We start from the raw sequence: 22,647 nt of genomic DNA on the forward strand, positions 1-22,647 counted from the left end.
ATGATCGAACCTACTCGGCTCCGTAGACCGGCGTCGGGTGGTCGTCGGCGACCAGCTTGCGCACAACGCCGCCCAGCTCCTCGGGCGACCACCGCTCGCCCTTGTCGACCTCCGGCCCGCGCTGCCACCCGTGCACGACGCAGACGCGTCCACCGTCGACCTCGAACATCCGCCCCGTCACGTCCCCGGCCTCCTCGCTGCCCAGCCACACGACCAGCGGTGAGATGTTCTCCGGGGCCATCGCGTCGAACCCGTCCTCCGGCGCCGCCATCGTCTCCGCGAACGTCGCCTCGGTCATCCGCGTGCGGGCGGCCGGGGCGATCGCGTTGACCGTGATCCCGTAGCGGGCCAGTTCGGCGGCCGCGACCAGCGTCATCGAGGCGATGCCCGCCTTGGCCGCCGAGTAGTTCGCCTGCCCGACGCTGCCGAAGATCCCCGCGCCGGACGACGTGTTGATCACCCGGCCGGACACCGCGCCACCGGCCTTGTGCACGGCACGCCAGTGCGCGGCGGCGTGGTGCAGCGTCGCGAAGTGGCCCTTCAGGTGGACGCGGACGACCTCGTCCCACTCGTCCTCGCCGCAGCTCACGATCATGCGGTCGCGCACGATGCCGGCGTTGTTGACGAGCACGTCCAGTCCGCCGAACTCCGACACGGCGGTGTCGACCAGCCGTTTCGCGCCCGCCCAGGTGCCGACGTCGTCGGTGTTGACGACGGCACGGCGCCCGATCAGCTCCGCCACCTCGCCCGCGACCGCCGCGGACAGGTCGTTCACCACGACCCGTGCCCCTGCTGCGCCGAACGCCAGCGCGTGGGCCCGGCCGATGCCACGCCCGGCCCCCGTCACGATCACAACCCGGTTCATGAAGAGCCCCCATCGGCAGCGGTCAGGAACGCGGGTGTCTCTCCCCCGCCGTGCACGACCAAGGTCGCGCCGCTGACGTAGGACGCCAGCGGTGAAGCCAGGAACACCGCGCACGCGCCGACCTCGTCCGGCGTCGCGAGACGTCCCAACGGCACGGTCTTCGCCACGGCCTCGATCCCGGCCTCGGAGCCGTAATGCAGGTGCGACTGCTCCGTGCGCACCATGCCGACAACCAGCGCGTTGACCCGCACCTTCGGTGCCCACTCGACGGCCAGCGACGAGGTCAGGTTGTCGAGCCCGGCCTTCGCGGCGCCGTAGGCGGCGGTGCCGGGTGACGGACGACGTCCGCTGACGCTGCTCACGTTCACGATCGACCCACCGGAGTCCTGCTCCTGCATGACCTCGTTGGCCGCCTGGGCCACCAGCAACGGCGCCAGCAGGTTCAGCTCGACGATCTTCGAGTGGAACCGCGGCGAGGCCTTGTCCGCCAACGCGAACGGCGCACCACCGGCGTTGTTGACCACGACGTCGAGGCGGCCGTGCTCAGCGACGATCCCGGACACCAACGCGCCCACCTGATCGGCATCCCGCACGTCACACGGCACGAACGACGCTCCGTCCACCTCCGATGGACGCCGGGCGCACGTGACGACGACGGCCCCGGCCGCGAGGAACGCGCGGGTGATGCCGAGACCCACACCCCGCACGCCGCCCGTCACGAGGACCACTGCTCCGTCGAGGTCCAGTTCCACATGCACCTACCCCGGTCGCTTCGGCACTGCTAAATTACCAAGCAATCGCTTGGTTCGGAAGGCGGCTCCATGGGAATCTCCAGCAGCCACACCGAAAACGGCATCATCGAGGTCACCGTCGACTACCCCCCGGTGAACGCCATCCCGTCGCAGGGCTGGTTCGAGCTGGCCAGGGCGATCACGTCCGCGGGTGAGGACCCGGAGGCACGGGTGGTGATCCTGAGGGCCGAGAACCGCGGCTTCTGCGCGGGCGTCGACCTCAAGGAGATCCAGCGGGCCGAGGGCTACAACGCCCTGGTCGCGGCGAACCGGGGGTGCGCCAAGGCTTTCGCGGCCGTGTACGACTGCGAGGTGCCGGTGATCGCCGCGGTGAACGGGTTCTGCCTCGGTGGTGGCGTGGGACTGGTCGGCAACGCGGACATCATCGTGGCGTCCGACGATGCCACGTTCGGGCTGCCCGAGGTCGACCGCGGCGCGCTCGGCGCTGCCACACACCTGGCCCGGCTCGTGCCGCAGCACCTGATGCGGACGCTGTACTACACGGCCCGCAACGTCAGCGCGCAGACGTTGCACCACCACGGCAGCGTCGTGGAGGTCGTGCCGCGCGCAGAGCTCGACGACGCGGCGCGCGAGATCGCCAAGGAGATCGCGAAGAAGGACACCTCGGTGATCCGGGCGGCCAAGGAGGCCATCAACGGCATCGACCCGCAGCGCGTGCACCAGAGCTACCGCTTCGAGCAGGGCTTCACCTTCGAGCTGAACCTCACGGGTGTGTCGGACCACGCCCGGCAGGCCTTCCTGGACGGAGACCATGCGCGACAAGCGAATGACAGCTGACCAGGTCGTCGGCGAGATCAAGGACGGGATGACCGTCGGCATCGGCGGCTGGGGGTCGCGGCGCAAGCCGATGGCACTGGTCAAGGCGTTGCTGAAGAGTCCGGTCACAGACCTGACGATCGTCACGTACGGCGGACCGGACGCCGGGTTGTTGTGCGCGGCGGGCAAGGTCCGCAAGCTGGTCTACGGCTTCGTCTCGCTCGACTCGATCCCGTACGACCCGTGGTTCAAGCGGGCGCGCGAGACCGGTGCGATCGAGGTGCTGGAGCTGGACGAGGGCATGTTCCAGACCGGGCTGCGCGCCGCCGGGCACCGGTTGCCGTTCCTGCCGATCAGAGCGGGTCTCGGCTCGGACGTGCTGAAGTACGCGCCGGAGCTCAAGACCATCAGGTCGCCCTACGACGACGGCGAAGAGCTGGTCGCCATGCCGGCGTTGAAGCTCGACGTGACACTGGTCCACCTCAACCGCGCCGACAAGCACGGCAACGCCCAGTACCTCGGCCCGGACCCGTACTTCGACGACCTGTTCTGCCTCGCCGCGGACCGGCGTTATGTCTCGTGCGAACAGGTCGTGGAGACGTTCGACGGGCCGCCACAGACGTTGCTGCTCAACCGGATGATGGTCGACGGCGTGGTGGAAGCACCAGGTGGCGCGGGGTTCACCAGCTGCGTGCCCGACTACGGCCGCGACGAGGCCCTCCAGCGCGAGTACGCGGAAGCGGCCTCCGACCTGGAGAAGTGGCCGGACTTCTACGAGAGGTTCCTGCGATGAGCGACATCACGCGAGCCGAGGTCTGCGTCGCCGCGTGCGCCGACCTGTTCCTCGGAGCCGGCGAGACGCTCGCCAGTCCGATGGGCCTCATCCCGTCCCTCGGCGCGAAGCTGGCCCGCCTGACCACCGAGCCCGACCTCCTGCTCAGCGACGGGGAGGCGTTCCTGCTGACACCCGAGTCCAGTGTGGAGGGGTGGCTGCCGTACCGGAAGGTGTTCGACGTCGTCGCGCACGGCCGCCGGCACGTGGTGATGGGTGCGAACCAGGTCGACAGGTTCGGCAACCAGAACATCTCCGCGATCGGCGACCACGCGCGGCCCACCCGGCAGTTGCTCGGATTCCGCGGCGCGCCCGGCAACACCGTCAACCACCGCACCAGCTACTGGGTGCCCCGGCACAGCACGCGGGTGCTGGTCGAGGCCGTGGACGTGGTGTCCGGCGTCGGCTACGACCGCGCGGCGGGCCCGTTCCACGACGTCCACCGCGTCGTCACGCACCTCGCCGTGCTCGACTTCGACACCCCCGACCACTCGATGCGCGTCGTCTCCGTGCATCCCGGAGTGTCCGTGGACGAGGTCCAGAAGCAGACGTCGTTCCCGCTCGTCGCCCAGGACGTCACCGAGACCCGGCTGCCGACCGACGAGGAGCTGGAGCTGATCAGGACCAGGCTCGACCCGAGCAGCAAGCGGGACAGGGAAGTTCCGTCATGAGGACCGCGCTGACCGACCTGGTCGGTGTCCGGCACCCGGTGGTGCAGACCGGGATGGGCTGGGTCGCGGGGCCACGCCTGGTCTCCGCGACGGCCGAAGCGGGCGGGCTCGGCATCCTGGCCTCGGCCACCATGACGTACGCCGAGCTCGAAGCCGCGATCAAGGAGACCCGCTCCCGCACGTCCGAGCCGTTCGGCGTGAACCTGCGAGCGGACGCGCACGACGCCCCGGAGCGGATCGACCTGCTGATCCGCGAACGCGTGAAGGTCGCTTCCTTCGCGCTGGCCCCGAAACCGGACATGATCGCGAAGCTGAACGACGCCGGGGTCGTCGTGATCCCGTCGATCGGTGCGGCCCGGCACGCCGAGAAGGTCGCGAAGTGGGGCGCCCACGCCGTGATCGTGCAGGGCGGCGAGGGCGGCGGTCACACCGGTGGTGTCGCCACGACGTTGCTGCTCCCGAGCGTGCTGGACGCCGTCGACATCCCGGTGGTCGCGGCCGGTGGCTTCTTCGACGGCCGGGGACTGGCCGCCGCGCTCGCGTACGGCGCGGCCGGCATCGCGATGGGCACCAGGTTCCTGCTCACCCAGGAGAGCACGGTCCCGGACGCGGTGAAGCACGCGTACCTGCAACGGGACCTGAACGGCACGGTCGTGACCACGCGCGTCGACGGCCTGCCGCACCGGGTCCTGCGGTCGGACCTCGTCGAGCACCTCGAGAAGTCCGGCCGGGTCAGCAGCCTGGTGAGGGCCGTGAGCAACGCGGCCAGGTTCCGGCAGCACACCGGTCTGAGCTGGCGCGCGATGATCCGCGAGGGCCTGGCCATGAAACACGGCAGGGACCTCACGTGGTCGCAGGTCGTCATGGCCGCGAACACGCCGATGCTGCTGCGCGCCGGCCTGGTCGAGGGCAGGACGGACGCGGGCGTGCTCGCGTCCGGTCAGGTCGCCGGGTTGCTGGGCGACCTGCCGACGTGCGCGGACCTGATCGAGGGCATCGTGAAGGACGCCGAGGCGGCGATCGACCGGCTCAGAGCCGTTCGATGATCGTCACGTTCGCCTGACCGCCGCCCTCGCACATCGTCTGCAGCCCGAACCGGCCGCCCGTCCGCTCCAGCTCGTGCAGCAGCGTCGTGAACAGCTTGGTGCCGGTCGCGCCGATCGGGTGCCCGAGTGCGAGCGCTCCCCCGTTGACGTTCACGCGTCCCATGTCGATCTTGAGCTCCTTGGCCCACGCCATGGCGACCGACGCGAACGCCTCGTTGATCTCGAACAGGTCGATGTCCGCAAGGGACATCCCGGCGCGTTCCAGCGCGTACCGGGTGGCCCGGATCGGCGCGGTCAGCATGTAGATCGGGTCGGATCCGCGCGCCGACATGTGGTGCACACGGGCCCGAGGCGTCAGCTTGTGCTCACGCACCGCCTTCTCCGACACCACCAGCACCGCCGAGGCACCGTCGGAGATCTGCGACGACAGCGCCGCCGTCGTGCGCCCGCCCGGCCGCAACGGCTGCAGCTTCGCCATCTTCTCCGCACTGGTGTCGGGACGCGGGCACTCGTCGGCCGCGACACCGTTGACCGGCGCGATCTCGCGGTCGAACCGGCCCTCCTTGATCGCGGTGATCGCCCGCAGATGGCTCCGCAGCGCGAACTCCTCCATCTCGCGCCGCGACAGGTCCCACCGCACGGCGATCAGGTCGGCCGCCCGGAACTGGTTGACCTCCTCGTCGCCGTAGCGGTGCTGCCAGCCCTCGCAACCCTCGAACGGGCTGACCGTCATGGCCGACCCGATCGGCACCTGCGACATGTTCTGCACACCGCCCGCGACCACGACGTCGGCCGTACCGCTCATCACCGCCTGTGCCGCGAAGTGCAGCGCCTGCTGGCTCGACCCGCACTGCCGGTCGACCGTCACGCCCGGCACCTGCTCCGGGAAACCGGCCGCCAGCCAGGACGTCCGCGCGATGTCGCCGGCCTGCGGGCCGACCGTGTCCACGCAGCCGAAGATGACGTCGTCCACGTCCGTGGGGTCGACGTCGACGCGGTTGAGCAGTGCCGTGATCACGTGCGCGCCGAGATCGGCGGGGTGCACGTGGCTCAGCTCGCCACCACGCCTGCCCGCCGGGGTCCGCACAGCCTCGATGATGTACGCCTCGGCCACGAGGGCCCTCCTTCTACGGCTTTGCTACGTCTTTGAGTTCTTCCGCCGGCCCGTGGCGATGCCGTCGAGCAGGATCGCGAGGTACTGGTCGGCCACCTCGACCGCTGCCAGACCGCCGTCCGGCCGGTACCACCGCACGGCCACCCACACCGTGTCGCGGATGAACCGGTAAGCCACGTCGACGTCGAGGTCGGCGCGGAACACTCCCGTGCTCATGCCCTCCTCCAGCAACACCGTCCACAGCTTGCGGAACTCCACGCTGCGGTCCTCGATGTAGGAGAACCGTTCGAGCGGCGTGAGGTGCTTGGCCTCGTTCTGGTAGATCGCGACGGCGGCGTGCCGGGTGTCGATCGCCTCGAACGACGCCACCACCAGGGCTTTCAACGTCTGCTTCGGGCCGAGGCCTGCCTCGACGACCTCCCGGTAGCGCGTGAACAGCTCGTCCAGGAACGTCCGCAGGATCTCGTCCACCATCGACTCCTTCGAGTCGAAGTGGTGGTAGAGGCTGCCGGACAGGATGCCCGCCGCGTCCGCGATGTCGCGCACGGTCGTCTGCCCGTACCCGCGTTCGGCGAACAGCTGTGCCGCCAACGCGAGCAGTTCCTGCCTTCGGCCACTCATCGGTCTTACCTTCCTCACGGATGCTGACTGCTCACCGAGACGACCTCGCCCGTCAGGTACGACGAGTAGTCGCTCGCGAGGAACACGATCACATTCGCGACCTCCCAGGGCTCGGCGGCGCGCCCGAAAGCCTCACGGGACGCCAGTTCGGTCAGCAACTCCTCACTGGTGACCTTGGCCAGGAACGGGTGCGCCGCCAAGCTCGGGGCGACGGCGTTCACCCGGATGCCGTGCTCGGCCACGTCCATCGCGGCGCACCTGGTCAGCGCCATGACTCCCGCTTTCGCTGCGGCGTAATGGGCTTGACCCCTCTGGGCCCGCCAGCCGATCACACTGGAGTTGTTAACGACGACACCGCTTCGTTGGACGACCATTTGGCGCAACGCGGCCCTGGTGCAGCGGAAGGTGCCGTTCAGCGTGACGTCCAGGACGCGGGACCACTCGTCGTCCGCCATGTCCAGCACGGACTTCTCGCCGCCGAGGCCGGCGTTGTTGACCATCACGTCGATGCGGCCGTAGCGCTCGACCGTCTCGTCGACCAGCCGTTGGACCTGCTGCTCGTTCGTGACGTCGCACGGGACGGCGTGGTCGGTGCCCAGCGCCTCGTGGGTCTCCTCGAGGCGGCGCTCGTGCCAGTCGCTGATGACCACCGTGGCGCCCTCTTCGAGGCACCGTTTCGCGGTGGCCGAGCCGATGCCGGTGCCCGCCGCGGCCGTCACGACGACGATCTTGTCCTTGAGCAGGTCGTGGCCGTTCATCGCGGCAGCCCCAGGATGCGGTGGGCGATGATCTCGCGCTGGATCTCGTCCGAGCCGCCGTAGATCGTCTCCGCGCGGCTGAACAGGAACATCCGCTGCCACTCGTTGTCGTCGATCATCGACTCGGGGCCGAGCGAGTCCATGGCGAGCTCACCGAGCCTGCGGTGCCAGCCCGCCCAGAACAGCTTGAGCACGGACGCCTCCGGGCCTGGGTCGTCGTTCAGCGTTCTCATCGTGTGCGAGCGCATGACGTGCAGTTCGAGCCACGCCCTGGTGAGGCGTTCGTCCTGGGGTGCCTTCGCCATGATCGCGTCGACCTGCCGGCGGAAGCTCACCTGGTGGCCGAGCATGGCGGTGCCGCGCTCGAAGCCGAGGGTGGCCATGGCGATCTTCCAGCCCTCGCCCGGCTGGCCCACGACGTTCTCGCGTGCGGTGAGGGCGCCGTCGAAGAAGACCTCGTTGAACTCGGACGTGCCGGTGAGCTGGCGGATCGGCCGCACCTCGATGCCCGGCTGGTCCATCGGCACGAGGAGGTACGAGAGGCCTTGATGCCGTTGCGAACCGGGTTCGGTGCGGCACAGGACGAAGATCCAGTCGGAGTAGTGCGCGTTCGACGTCCAGATCTTCTGGCCGGTGATCACCCACTGGCCGCCCTCGAGGGTGGCCCTGGTCGTGACCGAGGCGAGGTCCGAGCCCGCGCCCGGTTCCGAGTAGCCCTGGCACCACAGCTCTTCGAGCGTGCGGATCTTCGGCAGGAAGCGTTCCTTCTGCTCCGGTGTGCCGAACGCGACGAGAGTCGGCCCGAGCAGGCCCTCGCCGACGATGTCGACCTTCGCCGGGGCGTCGGCCTCCGCGTACTCCTCGTGGAAGATCACCTGTTCTTCCACACTGCGCTCGCCGGGCCAGCCGAGGCACGTCCACCCGCTCCTGGCGAGGTGCCGGTGCCACCGCAGCCGTCCCTCGAACGCCTCGTGCTCGCGGCCCGGCCCACCCAGGCCGCGCAGCTCAGCGAACTCACCGACGAGGTTGGCGGACAACCATTCCCGCACCTCGCGCCGGAAGGACTCCATGGGCCATACTCTAACCTACCAAGCACTTGCTTTGGAGGGCGTGATGGCGGACGTTCCAAGCAGGCAAACGGTTTCAGCCGTGCTCGACCGCGCTGCTGCTTCGTACATCGACGCGGAGGCGTTGGTGGACGGGGAGGTTCGCCTCACCTGGCTCGAGTTGCGTTCAGCGGTGCTGGACGCGGCGCGCGCACTCGTGGGAATGGGTGTGCAGCCCGGTGATCGGGTGGCTCTGTGCGCGCCCAACTCCGCTCAATGGGTGGTCGCTGCGCTCGGAGCGTTGTGCGCCGGTGCGGCTCTGGTACCGATCAACACCCGGTTCACCGCCACGGAGACGTGGGACGTGGTGCGGCGCAGTGCCGCGCGCGTTCTGGTCGTGGAGGGCGAGTTCCTCGGGCGTGACCGCGAGGCGGAACTGCGGGCGCTGTCGCCGGAACTCCCCGCGGTGGTGCGATTACCGGTCGAGTGGCTCGCCTCGGACGTCGATCTCCCTGAGCTGGCTGAAGACCAGCTCTGCGACGTCATGTTCACGTCCGGCACGACCGGGCGCAGCAAGGGGGCGATGAGCGCGCACCGGCAGTCGCTCGGGGTGGCGGAGGCCTGGGCCGCCTGCGGTGAGCTGACGTCCGCCGACCGCTACCTGATCGTCAACCCCTTCTTCCACACCTTCGGTTACAAGGCCGGGATCCTGGCCTGTCTGATGACCGGGGCGACGATCGTGCCGCAGCCGGTGTTCGACGTCGTGGAGACGATGCGGCTGATCGAACGGGAGCGGATCACCGTGCTGCCGGGGCCGCCGACGATCTTCCAGGCACTGCTCGACCACCCCGACCGAGGCTCGTTCGACCTGTCCAGTCTGCGGCTGGTGGTCACCGGAGCCGCGGTCGTCCCCGTCGTGCTGATCGAGCGGCTGAGGACGGAGCTGTCGCTGACCGTGCTCACGGCCTACGGGCTGACCGAGGCCGTCGTCGCCACCATGTGCCGCCCCGGCGACTCCCCCGAGACGGTCGCGCACACGTGCGGTGCGCCGATGGCGGGGTTCGAGCTCCGGCTGGGCGAGCGGGACGAGGTGCTGCTGCGCGGCCCGAACGTGATGCTCGGCTACCTCGACGACCCCGATGCCACGGCGGCTGCCATCGACGCCGACGGCTGGTTGCACACGGGTGACGTCGGCGTCCTGGACGAGCGGGGCTATCTCTCGATCACCGACCGGCTCAAGGACATGTACATCTGCGGCGGGTTCAACGTCTACCCCGCCGAGGTCGAGCAGGCGCTCGCGCGGTTGCCGGGAGTCGCGGAGTCGGCCGTGGTCGGGATGGCCGACGCACGGCTGGGCGAGGTCGGTGTGGCGCACGTCGTCACGGCTCCTGGTTCCTCGCTCTCCGCGGACGACGTGATCGCGTTCTGCCGGGAGCGGCTGGCGAACTACAAGGTGCCGCGCGCCGTCGAGTTCCACCCCGCACTCCCCCGCAACGCCATGGGCAAGGTCCTCAAAACCCAACTGCGCAAGGAGAACGCGTGACAGTCTCGTATGAGCGGCGGGACTCGGTCGCCGTCGTGACCATGAACCGCCCCGAGTACCGCAACGCGCAGAACTCGGCGATGACCTACGCGTTGGACGAGGCCTTCACCCGTGCGGTGGACGACGACGAGGTCAAGGTGATCGTCCTCGCGGGCGCCGGCGACCACTTCTCCGCGGGCCACGACATCGGCTCGCCCGGTCGTGACGTCGGCACGTCCTTCGAGCGCAGGGCCGTGATGTGGTGGGACCACGTCGGCCGCGAGGGCGGTGACCTCCGCTTCGCCCGCGAGATGGAGGTCTACCTCGGCATGTGCCGGCGGTGGCGGGAGATCCCGAAGCCGACGATCGCGATGGTGCAGGGCGCCTGCGTCGCCGGCGGCCTGATGCTCGCCTGGGTGTGCGACCTGATCGTGGCCGCCGAGGACGCGTTCTTCGCCGATCCCGTGGTGCGCATGGGGATTCCGGGTGTCGAGTACTTCGCGCACCCGTGGATGCTCGGTCCGCGCGCCGCGAAGGAGGTGCTGTTCACCGGTGACCGCTTCTCGGCACAGCGCGCCTACGAGTGGGGCATGGTGTCGCGGGTCGTGCCTCGTTCTTCTTTGGAGTCCTCGACTTTCGAACTGGCGGGGCGCATCTCGGTGATGCCGCGGTTCGGGCTCGCGCTGGCCAAGAAGGCGGTCAACCAGTCCGAGGACCTGATGGGACTGCGTGCCGGCATGGACTCGGTGTTCGGCCTGCACCACTTCGCGCACGCGCACAACGCCGAGGTGAGTTCCGACGCGCTGGCCGGCATGGACGCCCGCGCGATGAAGAAGGCCTCCGGCTGATGGACCTCGACCTGGACGCTTCGACACTGGAATTCCAGGCCGAGGTGCGGTCGTGGCTGGCGGCACACGTCAGGCCACTGTCCTCGATGGACACCGCGCAGGGCTTCGAGGAGCACCGTTCGTGGGAACGGCTGCTGGCCTCCGAACGGCTGTCGGTGGTCTCGTGGCCGTCCTCGTACGGCGGCCGGGAGGCCTCGCTGCTGCAGTGGCTGGTGTTCGAGGAGGAGTACCACGCCTCGGGTGCGCCGGGCCGGGTCTCGCAGAACGGCATCTTCCTGCTGGCGCCGACGTTGTTCGCGCACGGCACCGACGAGCAACGCGCCAGGATCCTGCCGTCGATGGCGCGCGGTGACGAGGTGTGGGCGCAGGCCTGGTCCGAACCCGAGGCCGGGTCGGACCTGGCTTCGTTGCGCAGCACGGCCGTCCGTTGCGATGGCGGCTGGCTGCTGCGCGGCCAGAAGACCTGGAGCTCGCGGGCGGCGTTCGCCGACCGGGCGTTCGGCCTGTTCCGCACCGGCCCCGGCGAACGTCACCGCGGCCTGACCTACCTGCTCTTCGACCTGCGAACCTCCGGTGTGACAGTGCGCCCGATCGACCAGCTGGACGGCGAACCGGGCTTCGCCGAGATCTTCCTGGACGACGTGTTCGTGCCGGACAACGACGTCGTGGGCGAGGTCGGCGACGGCTGGCGCGTGGCGATGAGCACGGCGGGCAACGAACGCGGCCTGACCCTGCGCAGCCCGGGCCGTTTCACCGCCGCCGCATCCAGGCTGGTGGAGCTGTACCGCAAGAACCCGGACCCGGCACTGCGCGACCGCGTCGTGGACGCGTGGATCGGCGCGCAGGCCTACCGCCTCCACACGTTCGGCGCGCTGGCCCAACCGCTGTCCGGGCCCGCGGCCAGCGTCACGAAGGTGTTCTGGTCCGAGCTGGACGTCGCCCTCCACGAAACGGCGCTCGACCTGCTCGGCGAGGTCGCGCCGGGATGGCGGGACGGGTGGCTGTTCTCGCTGTCGGGCCCGATCTACGCCGGCACCAACGAGATCCAGCGCAACGTGATCGCCGAACGACTCCTGGGGCTGCCGCGATGATGTTCACGCTGTCGTCCGAACAGACGGACCTGGCCGGAGTGCTGCACGGCTTCCTGGCCGCGGGGAAGACGGACCTGGCGTCGCTCGGGCTGGACGAGGTGACCGACCCGGTCGACCTCGCGGTGGTGTTCGAGGAGCTGGGACACCACGCGGTCGCCGGACCGTTGATCGAGTCGCTCGCGGTGCTCCCGGCACTCGGCGCCGGCCCTGGCTCGGTCGCCTTCCCGCCGCACGTTCCCCACGCGGTCGAGGCCGACCGGTACTTCCTGGTCGAGGGCGACACCCTCCGCGAGGCCTCCCCCACGGCCGAACTCCAGTCCGTCGACCCCGGCCGCCGCCTCTTCGCACTCTCCGCCGGCCCGGTGATCGCCACCGACGTGCCCGCCGCCCGCGCGTTCGACCTGGGCGTCCTGACCTGCGCGGCCCAACTCCTCGGCCTGGGCCGTGCCATGCTCGACATGAGCACCGCCCACGTGCTGGCGCGCACCCAGTTCGGCAAGCCCATCGGCCAGTTCCAGGCGGTCAAGCACCACCTCGCGAACGTCCTGATCGGCCTCGAACTGGCCCGCCCACTGGTGTTCGGCGCGGCAGTGACCATGACGCCTCGGGACGTCTCCGCCGCCAAGGTCGCCACCTCCGACGCCGCGTGGCAGGCCGCCCGCATCGCGTTGCAGGTGCACGGCGCCATCGGTTACACCGCCGAGCACGACCTCGGCCGGTTCCTGCTGCAGACCCGAGCCCTGCGCACGGCGTGGGGCAGTCCGTCGATGCACCGAGCACGCGTGCTGGAGGCGTTGTGACCCCGGAACAACTCGCGTTGCGCGACGCCGTCCGAAGCCTGCTCGACAAGCACTCGGACGTCCGCGCGGCCATCGAGACCCCGCACGGCTACGACAAGGACGTGTGGTCGCGGCTGTGCGACATCGGCGTCCTCCCGATCCCCGAGCGGCACGGCGGCTCCGGCGCCGGCCTGGCCGAAACCCGCATCGCACTGGAGGAACTCGGCCGCACCCTCACCCCGTCACCACTGCTGGCCTCGACCCTCGCGGCTCAGGCACTGCTGGCGACGGGGAACGAGGAGGCGTGCGACCGGCTGCTGCCCAGAATCGCGGACGGAACCGTCGCCACCCTCGTCTGGCCGTGGGACAACGCCCGGACCAGCCTCGACGGCCCAGCACGCTACGTCCTGGACGGCGACCTCGCCGAGATCCTCCTCGCCACCGACGGCACCGACCTGTACGAGATCGACCTCGCCGGCGTCACCCGCGAACACACACCGACGATGGACCCGACCCGTCGCCTCGCGGTGATCCACCTGGCCGGCGCGGGTGCGACCCGCCTCGGTCGCTGGTCACCCGCGATCCGTGACGTCGCGCTGTCCCTGCTGGCCGCCGAACAGGTCGGTGCCGCGGCTCGAGCCCTCGAGCTCACCGTCGAGTACACCAAGACCCGGGTCCAGTTCGGCAAGCCCATCGGGTCGTTCCAGGCTCTGAAGCACCGCATGGCCGACATGCATGTTTTGGTGGAGACGGCGCGGTCGGCCGCTCTGGCCGCCACCTGCGAGGTGTCTGCGGCGGTGGCCAAGGTCTACTGCTCGGAGGCGTTCTTCAAGGTCGCGGCGGAGATGGTCCAACTGCACGGTGGTATCGCGATCACCTGGGAGCACGACGCGCACCTTTACCTCAAGCGGGCTCATGGCAGCGGGCAGCTGTTCGGGAGCCCGGCCGTGCACCTCGAACGGCTGCGGGCCAAGATCTGACCTGTGGACGTGCCTGGGACTCGGCGCCTCGCCGAGGATTGGCCGATGACTCAAGACCTCGTGACGTTCCTCAGACTTGCCCGACACGCCGCGCCCTACTCCGAGCACCCCCACTAACCCCAGGCAGCCCTGACCGGAGGCAGTCGACGTGCCTCAGGCCTGGCCCAGCACGCGCCGGAACGTCGGGCACTCCATGTGCGTCGGCGCACGGCAGGCCGCCGCGTGCCGCAGGTCGTCCCGCATCAACGCCAGCTTCCGGATCGTCTCGTCCAGCTCATCGGCCTTGGCGGCGAGCATCTCGCGGTTCGGTGACGGGCGGCCGTCCGGTGCGAACATCAGCAGGATCTCGTCCAGCGAGAACCCCGCGGTGCGGCAGACCGCGATCAAGGCCAGCTGGTCCAGCACGGCGACCGAGAACACCCGTGCGAGGCCCTGGCGGCGCACGCAGGTGATGAGGCCGCGTTCCTCGTAGTAGCGCAGGGTCGAGGCGGGCACGCCGGAGCGTCGCACCACCTCGCCGATACCGATCTCGTCCACGACACTTGACCTCAAGCCGACTTGAAGTAGGACGGTAGGAGCATGACAGCAGAGGTGAACAGCGAGCAGGCCGCCTGGTGGAACGCCGCGGGGCAGGGCTGGGCGAACGTGCAGGACATCGTGGACTTGATGCTCCGCCCGTTCCAGGACCTGCTCGTGCAGGCCGCGCTCGAACGGCCGCGCGAGCGGGTTCTCGACGTCGGGTGTGGCACTGGTGGGGTCACGAGGGCGATCACCGAGGCCACCGGAGCGGCCTGTGTGGGTGTCGACATCTCCGAGACGATGCTCGCCGCCGCGCGCGAGCACGGGAAAGCCGAGTACCTCCTGGCCGACGCACAGGTGCACACGTTCGACGAGAGCTTCGACCTGGTCGTGAGCAGGTTCGGGGTCATGTTCTTCGACGACCCCACGGCCGCCTTCCGCAACCTGCTGCGAGCCACGGCGCCGGGAGGCGACCTGTGCTTCATCACGTGGCGCTCCGCGGACGAGAACCCGTTCATGACCACCGCGACCAGGGCCGCCGCCCCGTTCCTGCCTGACGCGCCGGCGCCGGATCCGCACGCGCCGGGTCCGTTCGCCTTCGCCGACCCCGGCAGGACGCGCAAGATCCTCGAAGAGGCAGGCTGGGGCGAGATCGACATCCGGCCGGTGGACCAGCTTCGCGCCCTGCCCGAGGAGCTGCTGGACCCGTACCTGAGCAACCTCGGCCCGATCTCCCGTGCGCTCAAGGAAGCCGCGGAGTCCGAACGGCACCGGATCATGAGCGAACTCCGGGGCGCGTTCGACGGCTTCGTGCACGGCGACGAGGTGCGGGTTCCGGCCGCGGTGTGGCAGGTCACCGCATCAGCTCCACTCTGACTGGCGCTGCCAGGTCAGCAGGTTGTCCAGGACCTCTCCGGACCAGCCGCGGGGGTCCAGCTCGGCGTGCGAGGCGTAGCGGCCGCGGTAGAACAGCAGCGGCTGCGCCTCGCGCACCGGACCGAGTTCGACGACCGAGCCGACGACCATGTGGTGGTCGCCGGCCTCGTGCACCGTCGAGACCTGGCAGTCGACCCACGTCAGCGCGCCGTCGAGCACCGGGGCGCCGGTCGGGGAAGGCGTCCACGACACGGTGGAGAACTTGTCCGTGCCCGCCTTCCCGAACACCGTCGACACCTCGCGCTGGTCCTCCGCGAGGACGTTCACGCAGAACGAGCCGGCCGAGGCGATCGCCGCCCAGCTGCGCGAGGTCCGCTGTGGACAGAAGACGACCAGCGGCGGGTCCAGCGAGAGCGCCGCAAAAGCCTGGCAGGCGAACCCGACCGGTCCGTCCTCGGACATGCCGGTCACCACGGTCACCCCGGTGCAGAAGTGACCGAGGACGGAACGGTAGCGGGCCGTTACTTCTGGACGCCCACGCTGAAGTCGTGTCCCCACAGGCTCACCGCCGTGCTCTCGCGTGCGATCCAGTCCTCATCGTCGACCTGCCGTCCCTCACAGCCGAACTCGACGTCGAACCCGCCGGGTGTCTTCATGTAGAACGACAACATCAGGTCGTTGACGTGCCGGCCCAGGGTCGCGGACATCGGCACCTTGCGCCGTGTCGCCCGGTCCAGGGTCAGGCCCACGTCGTCGGTGTTCTCCACCTCGACCATCAGGTGCACGATGCCGCTCGGCGTCGGCATCGGCAGGAACGCGAGGCTGTGGTGGCGCGGGTTGCAGCCGAAGAAGCGCAGCCACGCGGGTGGTCCGTCGGCGGGCCTGCCGACGAACTGCGGGGGCAGGCGCATCGAGTCGCGCAGCCGGAACCCCAGGACGTCGCGGTAGAAGTGCAGTGCGGCCTCGTCGTCCGAAGTGGACAGCACGACGTGCCCGAGGCCCTGCTCCTCCGTCACGAACCGGTGCCCGTACGGCGACACGACCCGCCGGTGCTCCAAAGCCGCGCCGTGGAAGACCTCCAGGGTGTTGCCGGACGGGTCCTCGAACCGGATCAGCCCGGTGACCCGCCGTTCCGCCAGGTCCTCGGCCGAGCCTTCGACGTACGCGACACCGGCCGATGCCAGGCGCTTCGCGACCTCGTCCAGCTCTGCCTCGGTGGCGGCCTCCCAACCAGATGCCTGCAAACGGTCGGTGTCCCCCGGCACGATCACGAGCCGCGCCGGGAAGTCGTCCATCCGCAGGTACAGCGCGCCCTCAGTCGTTCCCCTGCCCTCCACCATGCCGAGGACCTTGAGTCCGAACTCGCTCCACCGGTTCATGTCGGTGGCCTCGATCCGGAGATACGCCAGCGACCGGATGCTCATGACGCCTCCGTCAGGAAATCGAGGGCGAGCCTGTTGAACTCGTCGAACTTCTCGAGCTGCGCCCAGTGCCCACATCCGCCGAACACGTGCAGCTGCACGCGCGGGATCAGCTTCGTCGCCAGCAGCGCGCCGTCCAGCGGGTTCACCCGGTCCTCGCGGCCCCACACCAGCAACACGCGCTGGCGCAGCATGTAGGCCTCACGCCAGAGCATGCCCTGCTCGAAGTCCGGGCCGGAGAACGACTTGCCCAGCGCGGCCATGGCGCGCAACGACTCCGGCTGCGACGCGGCCTCGAACCGTTCGTCGATCAGCTCGTCGGTGATCAGCGACTGGTCGAACACCATGATCCGCAGGAACTCCTCGATCTTCTCCCGCGTGGGGGTGCGGGCGAACGCGCTGAGCTTGCGCACGCCCTCGGTCGGATCGGGCGAGAAGACGTTCAGCGACAACCCGCCCGGGCCCATCAGCACCAGCCGACCGGCACGTTTCCCGTTGTCCAGCGCGAAGCGGACCGCGGTGCCGCCGCCGAGCGAGTTGCCCAGGATGTGCGCCCGCTCGATCTCCAGCGAGTCCAGCAGGTCCTTCAACGCCCCCGCGGCGAAGGTGAAGTACTGGTCGTGCTCGGCGGGCTTGTCCGACTGGCCGTAGCCGGGCATGTCGACGGCCAGCACCCGGAACGACTTCGCGAACACCGGGATGTTCGCGCGGAAGTTGCTGAGGGCCGACGCGCCGGGCCCGCCGCCGTGCAGCAGGACCAGCGTTTCCGCGTTGTCGGTACCGGCTTCGTGGTAGTGCAACCGCACGCTCATCAACGCCCCCTCAGAACAAGCCGTCGCGGACCTGGATGCCGAGCTCGTTCTTGCCGTACAGCACGAGCACGCGCTCCGGGTCGTTGGCCGCGTGCACGCGTGCGGCGTGCGCGTCGCGCCAGAACCGGGGCAACGGCAGGCCGGCGTTGATGGCCTTGCCGCCCGCGCTCTCGAAGAGCCGGTCGATCGCGGAGATCGCCCGCGCGCTGCCGAGCACCTGGTCGCGGCGGGCCCGCAGCCGCATCTCGATCGGGATCTTCGTGCCGGCGACGGCGTGCTCCCACTCGTCGTTGATGTCCTTCTCCAGCTGCCACCACGCGGTGTCGATGTCGCTGGCCGCCGTGGCGATCCGCACCTGGGCGAACGGGTCGTCGACGGACTTCTCGCCCAGGTAGGCGGCCCGGACGCGCTCGCGGGTCGCGGTGACGTGCAGGTCGTACGCGCCGGTCGCCATGCCGATCATCGGCGCGGTGATCGCGTACGGGTGGATCGTCCCGTACGGCATGCGGAACAGCGGGCCGGGGTTGACCTCCTGCCCAGGGCACTTGCACCGCGCGGTGTGCGACATGCTCAGCGCCCGGTACTCCGGCACGAACACGTCCTCCACGACGATGTCGTTGCTGCCCGTGCCGCGCAGGCCGACCGTGTCCCAGACGTCGTTGATCGTGTAGTCGGCGATCGGCAGCAGGAACGTCCGGAAGTCGACCGGCTTGCCCTCGTCGTTCATCACGAGGCCGCCGAGCAGCACCCACGTCGCGTGGTCGCAGCCGGACGAGAAGCTCCACTTGCCGCTGAACCGGAAGCCGCCCTCCACCGCGGTCGCACGGCCTGTCGGCGCGTAGGAGGACGAGATCCGGGTGTCCTGGTCCTCGCCGAACACCTCTTCCTGCGCTTGAACGTCGAACAAACCGACGTGCCACGGGTGCACGCCCAGCACGGACGCGACCCAGCCCGTCGACCCGCACGCGCTGCCGATCATCCTGACCGCGGTGTAGAAGTCGAGCGGATGCGACTCGAAGCCGCCGTACCGCACGGGTTGCAGCATCCGGAAGAAACCGGTCTCCTGCAACGCCTTCACCGACTCCGGCGGCACCTTGCGCAGCTCCTCCGCCTCGGCCGCGCGTTCGGCGAGCGCCGGCAGCAGTTCCCGCACCTTGCCGAGGATTTCCTGGCTCATCGGACTTTCTCCCTGCTCAGCTCCAGTGCGATGTCGATCAGCTGGTCCTCTTGCCCGCCGACGAGCTTGCGCTCGCCCGCGCGGACGAGGATCTGCGCGCCGGACACGCCATAGCGTTGTGCCTGCGTGTAAGCGTGTTTGAGGAAGCTGGAGTACACGCCCGCGTACCCCATCATCAGCGCCATCCGGTCGAGCAGGCACTCGTCGGGCATGACGGGCCGGACGACGTCCTCGGCCGCGTCCACGATCTTGAAGAAGTCGACGCCGGTCTCGAAACCGAGCTTGTCGCAGACGCCGACGAACGCTTCGAGTGGCGTGTTCCCCGCGCCCGCCCCGAATCCGCGCACGCTTCCGTCGATCTGCACAGCTCCAGCTCGGGCCGCGGCGACGGAGTTCGCGACGCTCAGCCCGAGATTCTCGTGCCCGTGGAAGCCGACCTGGGCGTCATCCCCGAGTTCGGCTACCAGTGCTTCGACTCGCTCCGAAACCTGTTCCAGCACAAGGGCTCCGGCCGAGTCGACCACGTAGACGCACTGACACCCCGCGTCCGCCATGATGCGAGCCTGGCGAGCCAGCGCCTCCGGTGGCTGCGAGTGCGCCATCATCAGGAACCCGACGGTCTCCAGCCCGCGTTCGCGTGCCAGCTGGAAGTGCTGCACGGACACGTCGGCCTCGGTGCAGTGCGTGGCGATCCGGACGATCGAGGCGCCGTTGTCCTGCGACACCAGGATGTCGTCCTTCACCCCGACGCCCGGCAGCATCAGCACGGCGATCTTGGCCTGCTGGGCCGTCTCGACCGCGACCTTGATCAGTTCCTGCTCGGGCGTGTGGCTGAAGCCGTAGTTGAACGACGACCCGCCCAGTCCGTCGCCGTGCGTCACCTCGATCACCGGTACCCCGGCGCCGTCGAGCGCCGCCACGATCGAGCGCACGTCGTCGACCGTGAACTGGTGCCGCTTGTGGTGCGAGCCGTCACGCAGTGACGTGTCGGTCAACCGCAGACTCAGACGCTGCTGCACGGGCGATCTCCTCCCCCACCTTGGTCGCGGCGGCCGTCATGATGTCGAGGTTCCCTGCGTACTCCGGCAGGAAGTCGCCCGCTCCCGCGACCTCCACGAAGATCGCCACCCGGCCGGCGTCGAACTGCGGTTCGCGCAGCAGCCGGAATCCCGGGACGTACGAACGGATGTCGGTCTCCATCCGGGCGATCGAGTCCGTGATCGGATCCGGATCGGCGTCCTCGCCGATCGCGCAGAAGATCGTGTCGCGCATGATCATCGGCGGGTCCGCCGGGTTCAGCACGATGATCGCCTTGCCGCGCCCAGCACCGCCGATCGCCTCGATGCCCCGGCTGGTGGTCCGGGTGAACTCGTCGATGTTGGCCCGCGTGCCCGGTCCCGCCGACACCGACGCGACGCTCGCGACGATCTCCGCGTACGACACCGGAACCACCCGGGAAACGGCGTGCACCATGGGGATCGTGGCCTGGCCGCCGCACGTGATGAGGTTGATGTTGGGCGCGTCCCGGTGCTCGCCGAGGTTCACCGGCGGCACGACGTACGGCCCGACCGCGGCCGGTGTCAGGTCGATCGCCCGGACGCCCGCCTCGGCGTAGCGCGGGGCGTTGGCCCTGTGCACCGCCGCGGACGTCGCCTCGAAGACGATGTCCGGCAGCTCGTCCTGACGCAGCAACCACTCCGCGCCGTCGACCGAGACCTCGAGCCCCAGATCGGCCGCGCGCCGGAGTCCCTCGCTGGCCGGGTCGATGCCCACCATCCAGCGCGGTTCCAGCGCCGGCGAGCGCAGGAGCTTGTACAGCAGGTCGGTGCCGATGTTGCCGGAGCCGACGATGGCCGCCTTCACCCAGTCACCTCATTCGAATTTCAGGTCGACAGAACCGAGTCCGGCGAACTCGGCGCGGAACTCGTCACCCGGCCGGGCGTCGATGGCACGCGTGCACGAACCGGGCAGCACGATGTCGCCTGCCAGCAACCGGACGCCGAAGCTCGCGACCTTCGCGGCCAGCCACGCCACCGCGATCGCCGGATCGCCCAGCACGGCGTCGCCGCGTCCTTCGGCCACCAGCTCGCCGTTGCGCCGCAACGTGGCCGCGACGGCACCGATGTCCAGTTCGGACGGACGCACGCGCTCGGAGCCGAGCATGAACCCCGCCGACGACGCGTTGTCCGCGATGGTGTCCTGCAGGCCGATCCGCCAGTTCTCGATACGGCTGTCGATCAGCTCGATGGCCGGCGCGACGAACTCGGTGGCGTCCAGGACGTCCTCGACCGTGCAGCCCTCGCCGGGCAGGTCGCGGGCCAGCAGGAACGCGATCTCCACCTCGACCCGCGGGTAGAGGTACGCCGACGCGTCCGCGGTGCCGGCGAGTTGCATGTCGTCGAGCAGGTGGCCGTAGTCGGGTTCGTCGACGCCCATCATCTGCTGCATCGCCAGCGACGACAGCCCGACCTTGTGGCCGATCACGTCGCGGTTGCGGTGGCGGACGTTGAGCAGCTGGATCTCGTACGCGTCCACCACGTCGATCTCGGGGTACAGCTCCACCAGCGGTTTGATCGGCACTCGGTCGCGTTCGGCCGCGCGCAGCAACTCGGCGGCAGCCTCCCTGGACTGGATCGTCAGCACCTGGCCTCCTTCGCTGCGTGTTGCCCTGCCCGGCGGCCCGAGAAGACGCAGTCGGCGAGCGCGAGGCCGCTGACGTAGGACTCCGAGCACACCCCGACCGCCGACCGGCCCGCCGCGTACAGGCCTGCGACGCCTTGCACCTGACCGGTGTCCTCGTCCACGACGAGCCCGCCGAGCGTGAGCATCGGGCACGGGTAGCCGAACCCCGCGCGCACCGACACGTTGATCAACGAATAGGGAGGCGACCCGAACGGCTCGGGCGGCGCGATTCCGGCCTTCGCGGCGACTTCCTCGACCGTCGGCGCACTCACCAGGCCGCGGCCGAGCAGGTAGCGGACCTGCCAGCGCTGGAACGGCGCCGTCTGGGTGCGCACCTGGGCGCGCGCGACCTGGAGGATCTCGTCGTCGATCAGCAGCCAGGCCTTGCCGCCGCGTTCGACGATCGCGGTGCCGTTGGCGGCGCCGTACAGGGTCGCGTCGCCGAACCGCTGCCCGGCCGCGTCGACCAGGACCCCGCGCTGCAACGCGCTGGGGGGTGTGATGAACCGCCACACCGAGATCTTGTCCATGCGCGCGGTCCTGCCCCCGGCGGTGACGCCGAGCCGGATCCCGCCACCGTCGTCACCGGGCGTGCCCAGGGCGAGGCCGCCTCGGTAGGCCGGAGCGTGTTCGTGGACCAGGGCCCGGTCGGAGATGAAGCCGCCGGCCGCGATGACCACGCCCTGCCCGGCGTGGACCACCAGCGGCCGGCCGAACCGTTCGAGCCACGCCGCCAGCCCGAACAGCCTCTTGCCCAAAGGCGGGTAGTAGAGCCACGGCTTCGCGCCCGCCCTGGACAACGCCCCGTGCAGAACCCGCGGGAGTCCGGTGAGGGTCCGGCACTTCACACCGGTCACCCGGCCGTCCGTGACGACCAGCTCGACGGCCCGGGTCTGCGGCATGACCCGCACGCCCGCGCGCCGGGTCGCCTCGGCCAGCCGGGTGAAGAAGAGCTTGCCGGACGTGCCTTTCGCCCTGGTCCTGTGCCCGCGCGGGGCCGGGTCGGGCCAGGCGTCCTCGCTGCCGGACAGGTAGAGGTAGTGGTCGTCGGTCGGGTACGACGTCTTGAACGGCGACACGCGCGCGTCGAACGGCACGCCCTGGTCCTCCAGCCAGGCCAGCATCTTCGCGCTGTCCTCGCAGAACCTGCGCAGGGTCTCGGGGGACACCGCGTCCCGGACCTCGTGCCTGAGGTAGGAGTACATCGCGTCGACCGAGTCGGTGACACCGGCCTCGACCTGCTGGCGCGTCCCACCGCCCGCGTAGACGACGCCGCCGGACAACGCGGTCGCGCCACCGCCGGTGAACCGGTCCAGCACCACCACGGACGCACCGGCCGTCGCGGCCTCGACGGCGGCGCACGCGCCGGCCGCGCCGAAGCCGATGACGACCACGTCAGCGGTGACTTCCACGCAACCC

At 69.8% G+C, this 22,647-nt stretch carries 25 protein-coding genes; 10 read left to right on the forward strand and 15 right to left on the reverse strand.

The features are described from left to right. Positions 1-10: 10 nt before the first annotated feature. Entirely contained in the window at positions 11-865 is an 855-nt protein-coding gene (locus DFR72_RS26990; protein WP_090063290.1) for an SDR family oxidoreductase, read from the reverse strand. Then, positions 862-1,623 carry an SDR family oxidoreductase gene (locus DFR72_RS26995; RefSeq protein ID WP_090063292.1) on the reverse strand — a complete coding sequence of 254 codons (762 nt, stop codon included), beginning with the start codon at positions 1,621-1,623 and terminating at the stop codon, positions 862-864. The genes DFR72_RS26990 and DFR72_RS26995 overlap by 4 nt, the downstream gene beginning before the upstream one ends. Before the next feature lie 63 nt (positions 1,624-1,686). Between DFR72_RS26995 and DFR72_RS27000 the strand changes: the two genes are divergently transcribed. Genes DFR72_RS27000 through DFR72_RS27015 form a run of 4 tightly spaced genes read left to right on the forward strand, consistent with a single transcriptional unit; the run spans position 1,687 to position 4,982 of the window. Further along, on the forward strand, positions 1,687-2,454 hold the full coding sequence (locus DFR72_RS27000) for an enoyl-CoA hydratase family protein (RefSeq protein WP_090063618.1): 768 nt from the start codon (positions 1,687-1,689) through the stop codon (positions 2,452-2,454). Further along, a complete protein-coding gene (locus tag DFR72_RS27005) occupies positions 2,429-3,226 on the forward strand; it encodes a CoA transferase subunit A (protein WP_090063294.1) in 798 nt (265 codons plus the stop codon). The genes DFR72_RS27000 and DFR72_RS27005 overlap by 26 nt, the downstream gene beginning before the upstream one ends. Next, positions 3,223-3,936, forward strand: coding sequence for a CoA-transferase subunit beta (locus DFR72_RS27010; RefSeq protein ID WP_090063296.1), 714 nt, complete (start codon positions 3,223-3,225; stop codon positions 3,934-3,936). The genes DFR72_RS27005 and DFR72_RS27010 overlap by 4 nt, the downstream gene beginning before the upstream one ends. Further along, positions 3,933-4,982 (forward strand): NAD(P)H-dependent flavin oxidoreductase, encoded by a 1,050-nt coding sequence (locus DFR72_RS27015; protein WP_090063297.1) that lies wholly within the window; start codon positions 3,933-3,935, stop codon positions 4,980-4,982. Before DFR72_RS27010 ends, DFR72_RS27015 begins: the two co-directional genes overlap by 4 nt. Here the strand turns inward: DFR72_RS27015 and DFR72_RS27020 are convergent. From DFR72_RS27020 to DFR72_RS27035, 4 genes are read right to left on the reverse strand one after another with little or no spacing between them, the layout of a single operon-like run. Beyond that, the gene (locus DFR72_RS27020; RefSeq protein ID WP_090063299.1) at positions 4,966-6,096 is read right to left on the reverse strand and encodes an acetyl-CoA C-acetyltransferase; all 1,131 of its coding nucleotides are present in this window, start codon (positions 6,094-6,096) and stop codon (positions 4,966-4,968) included. The two genes, DFR72_RS27015 and DFR72_RS27020, sit on opposite strands and share 17 nt — an antisense overlap. A gap of 24 nt (positions 6,097-6,120) precedes the next feature. Next, on the reverse strand, positions 6,121-6,717 hold the full coding sequence (locus DFR72_RS27025; protein ID WP_090063301.1) for a TetR/AcrR family transcriptional regulator: 597 nt from the start codon (positions 6,715-6,717) through the stop codon (positions 6,121-6,123). Positions 6,718-6,731: 14 nt separating this feature from the next. Further along, the gene (locus DFR72_RS27030; protein WP_090063302.1) at positions 6,732-7,475 is read right to left on the reverse strand and encodes an SDR family oxidoreductase; all 744 of its coding nucleotides are present in this window, start codon (positions 7,473-7,475) and stop codon (positions 6,732-6,734) included. After that, positions 7,472-8,545 (reverse strand): acyl-CoA dehydrogenase family protein, encoded by a 1,074-nt coding sequence (locus DFR72_RS27035; RefSeq protein ID WP_090063304.1) that lies wholly within the window; start codon positions 8,543-8,545, stop codon positions 7,472-7,474. Before DFR72_RS27035 ends, DFR72_RS27030 begins: the two co-directional genes overlap by 4 nt. A 43-nt stretch (positions 8,546-8,588) precedes the next feature. Between DFR72_RS27035 and DFR72_RS27040 the strand changes: the two genes are divergently transcribed. The 5 genes from DFR72_RS27040 to DFR72_RS27060 are packed head-to-tail and all read left to right on the forward strand — an operon-like array spanning position 8,589 to position 13,741. Beyond that, positions 8,589-10,064 carry a FadD3 family acyl-CoA ligase gene (locus DFR72_RS27040; protein ID WP_090063305.1) on the forward strand — a complete coding sequence of 492 codons (1,476 nt, stop codon included), beginning with the start codon at positions 8,589-8,591 and terminating at the stop codon, positions 10,062-10,064. Then, the gene (locus DFR72_RS27045) at positions 10,061-10,891 is read left to right on the forward strand and encodes an enoyl-CoA hydratase (RefSeq protein ID WP_090063307.1); all 831 of its coding nucleotides are present in this window, start codon (positions 10,061-10,063) and stop codon (positions 10,889-10,891) included. The genes DFR72_RS27040 and DFR72_RS27045 overlap by 4 nt, the downstream gene beginning before the upstream one ends. After that, positions 10,891-11,982 (forward strand): acyl-CoA dehydrogenase family protein, encoded by a 1,092-nt coding sequence (locus DFR72_RS27050; RefSeq protein WP_090063309.1) that lies wholly within the window; start codon positions 10,891-10,893, stop codon positions 11,980-11,982. Before DFR72_RS27045 ends, DFR72_RS27050 begins: the two co-directional genes overlap by 1 nt. Beyond that, on the forward strand, positions 11,979-12,782 hold the full coding sequence (locus DFR72_RS27055) for an acyl-CoA dehydrogenase family protein (protein ID WP_090063310.1): 804 nt from the start codon (positions 11,979-11,981) through the stop codon (positions 12,780-12,782). Before DFR72_RS27050 ends, DFR72_RS27055 begins: the two co-directional genes overlap by 4 nt. Next, positions 12,779-13,741, forward strand: a complete 963-nt coding sequence (locus tag DFR72_RS27060) for an acyl-CoA dehydrogenase family protein (RefSeq protein WP_090063312.1) — start codon at positions 12,779-12,781, stop codon at positions 13,739-13,741. Before DFR72_RS27055 ends, DFR72_RS27060 begins: the two co-directional genes overlap by 4 nt. 153 nt (positions 13,742-13,894) lie before the next feature. On the opposite strand, the gene DFR72_RS27065 is transcribed toward DFR72_RS27060, so the two are convergent. Further along, positions 13,895-14,278: a helix-turn-helix domain-containing protein gene (locus DFR72_RS27065; RefSeq protein ID WP_090063313.1), complete on the reverse strand. Its 384-nt coding sequence runs from the start codon at positions 14,276-14,278 to the stop codon at positions 13,895-13,897. A 42-nt stretch (positions 14,279-14,320) separates the two neighbouring features. On the opposite strand from DFR72_RS27065, the gene DFR72_RS27070 reads away from it, so the two are divergent. Then, on the forward strand, positions 14,321-15,136 hold the full coding sequence (locus tag DFR72_RS27070; protein WP_090063315.1) for a class I SAM-dependent methyltransferase: 816 nt from the start codon (positions 14,321-14,323) through the stop codon (positions 15,134-15,136). Here DFR72_RS27070 and hsaB read toward each other — a convergent pair. The 8 genes from hsaB to DFR72_RS27110 are packed head-to-tail and all read right to left on the reverse strand — an operon-like array spanning position 15,122 to position 22,640. Continuing rightward, positions 15,122-15,694 carry a 3-hydroxy-9,10-secoandrosta-1,3,5(10)-triene-9,17-dione monooxygenase reductase subunit gene (hsaB, locus tag DFR72_RS27075; protein WP_256237605.1) on the reverse strand — a complete coding sequence of 191 codons (573 nt, stop codon included), beginning with the start codon at positions 15,692-15,694 and terminating at the stop codon, positions 15,122-15,124. The genes DFR72_RS27070 and hsaB overlap by 15 nt on opposite strands. Further along, a complete protein-coding gene (gene hsaC / locus DFR72_RS27080; protein WP_090063316.1) occupies positions 15,658-16,560 on the reverse strand; it encodes an iron-dependent extradiol dioxygenase HsaC in 903 nt (300 codons plus the stop codon). The genes hsaB and hsaC overlap by 37 nt, the downstream gene beginning before the upstream one ends. Further along, complete coding sequence (hsaD, locus tag DFR72_RS27085) at positions 16,557-17,369, reverse strand: 4,5:9,10-diseco-3-hydroxy-5,9,17-trioxoandrosta-1(10),2-diene-4-oate hydrolase (protein ID WP_090063317.1); 813 nt, start codon at positions 17,367-17,369, stop codon at positions 16,557-16,559. Before hsaD ends, hsaC begins: the two co-directional genes overlap by 4 nt. A 10-nt stretch (positions 17,370-17,379) precedes the next feature. After that, entirely contained in the window at positions 17,380-18,546 is a 1,167-nt protein-coding gene (gene hsaA / locus DFR72_RS27090; RefSeq protein WP_090063319.1) for a 3-hydroxy-9,10-secoandrosta-1,3,5(10)-triene-9,17-dione monooxygenase oxygenase subunit, read from the reverse strand. Next, positions 18,543-19,565, reverse strand: a complete 1,023-nt coding sequence (dmpG, locus tag DFR72_RS27095; protein ID WP_090063320.1) for a 4-hydroxy-2-oxovalerate aldolase — start codon at positions 19,563-19,565, stop codon at positions 18,543-18,545. Before dmpG ends, hsaA begins: the two co-directional genes overlap by 4 nt. Next, on the reverse strand, positions 19,519-20,409 hold the full coding sequence (locus DFR72_RS27100) for an acetaldehyde dehydrogenase (acetylating) (RefSeq protein ID WP_090063322.1): 891 nt from the start codon (positions 20,407-20,409) through the stop codon (positions 19,519-19,521). Before DFR72_RS27100 ends, dmpG begins: the two co-directional genes overlap by 47 nt. A 9-nt stretch (positions 20,410-20,418) precedes the next feature. Continuing rightward, a complete protein-coding gene (locus DFR72_RS27105; RefSeq protein WP_090063324.1) occupies positions 20,419-21,189 on the reverse strand; it encodes a 2-keto-4-pentenoate hydratase in 771 nt (256 codons plus the stop codon). Then, entirely contained in the window at positions 21,183-22,640 is a 1,458-nt protein-coding gene (locus tag DFR72_RS27110; RefSeq protein WP_090063325.1) for an FAD-binding protein, read from the reverse strand. Before DFR72_RS27110 ends, DFR72_RS27105 begins: the two co-directional genes overlap by 7 nt. Positions 22,641-22,647: the final 7 nt, after the last annotated feature.

The sequence above is a fragment of the Lentzea flaviverrucosa genome (genome assembly GCF_003350445.1).
GTDB lineage: Bacteria > Actinomycetota > Actinomycetes > Mycobacteriales > Pseudonocardiaceae > Lentzea > Lentzea californiensis.

Bases quoted from the DNA above. Each gene is read 5' to 3' on its own strand.
- DFR72_RS27005 (WP_090063294.1), top strand. From the start codon at position 2,429: ATGCGCGACAAGCGAATGACAGCTGACCAGGTCGTCGGCGAGATCAAG.
- DFR72_RS27030 (WP_090063302.1), bottom strand. From the start codon at position 7,475: ATGAACGGCCACGACCTGCTCAAGGACAAGATCGTCGTCGTGACGGCC.
- DFR72_RS27000 (WP_090063618.1), top strand. From the start codon at position 1,687: ATGGGAATCTCCAGCAGCCACACCGAAAACGGCATCATCGAGGTCACC.
- DFR72_RS27040 (WP_090063305.1), top strand. From the start codon at position 8,589: ATGGCGGACGTTCCAAGCAGGCAAACGGTTTCAGCCGTGCTCGACCGC.
- DFR72_RS27070 (WP_090063315.1), top strand. From the start codon at position 14,321: ATGACAGCAGAGGTGAACAGCGAGCAGGCCGCCTGGTGGAACGCCGCG.
- hsaC (WP_090063316.1), bottom strand. From the start codon at position 16,560: ATGAGCATCCGGTCGCTGGCGTATCTCCGGATCGAGGCCACCGACATG.
- hsaA (WP_090063319.1), bottom strand. From the start codon at position 18,546: ATGAGCCAGGAAATCCTCGGCAAGGTGCGGGAACTGCTGCCGGCGCTC.
- DFR72_RS27025 (WP_090063301.1), bottom strand. From the start codon at position 6,717: ATGAGTGGCCGAAGGCAGGAACTGCTCGCGTTGGCGGCACAGCTGTTC.
- DFR72_RS27035 (WP_090063304.1), bottom strand. From the start codon at position 8,545: ATGGAGTCCTTCCGGCGCGAGGTGCGGGAATGGTTGTCCGCCAACCTC.
- DFR72_RS27055 (WP_090063310.1), top strand. From the start codon at position 11,979: ATGATGTTCACGCTGTCGTCCGAACAGACGGACCTGGCCGGAGTGCTG.
- hsaD (WP_090063317.1), bottom strand. From the start codon at position 17,369: ATGAGCGTGCGGTTGCACTACCACGAAGCCGGTACCGACAACGCGGAA.
- DFR72_RS27015 (WP_090063297.1), top strand. From the start codon at position 3,933: ATGAGGACCGCGCTGACCGACCTGGTCGGTGTCCGGCACCCGGTGGTG.
- DFR72_RS26990 (WP_090063290.1), bottom strand. From the start codon at position 865: ATGAACCGGGTTGTGATCGTGACGGGGGCCGGGCGTGGCATCGGCCGG.
- DFR72_RS27010 (WP_090063296.1), top strand. From the start codon at position 3,223: ATGAGCGACATCACGCGAGCCGAGGTCTGCGTCGCCGCGTGCGCCGAC.
- DFR72_RS27050 (WP_090063309.1), top strand. From the start codon at position 10,891: ATGGACCTCGACCTGGACGCTTCGACACTGGAATTCCAGGCCGAGGTG.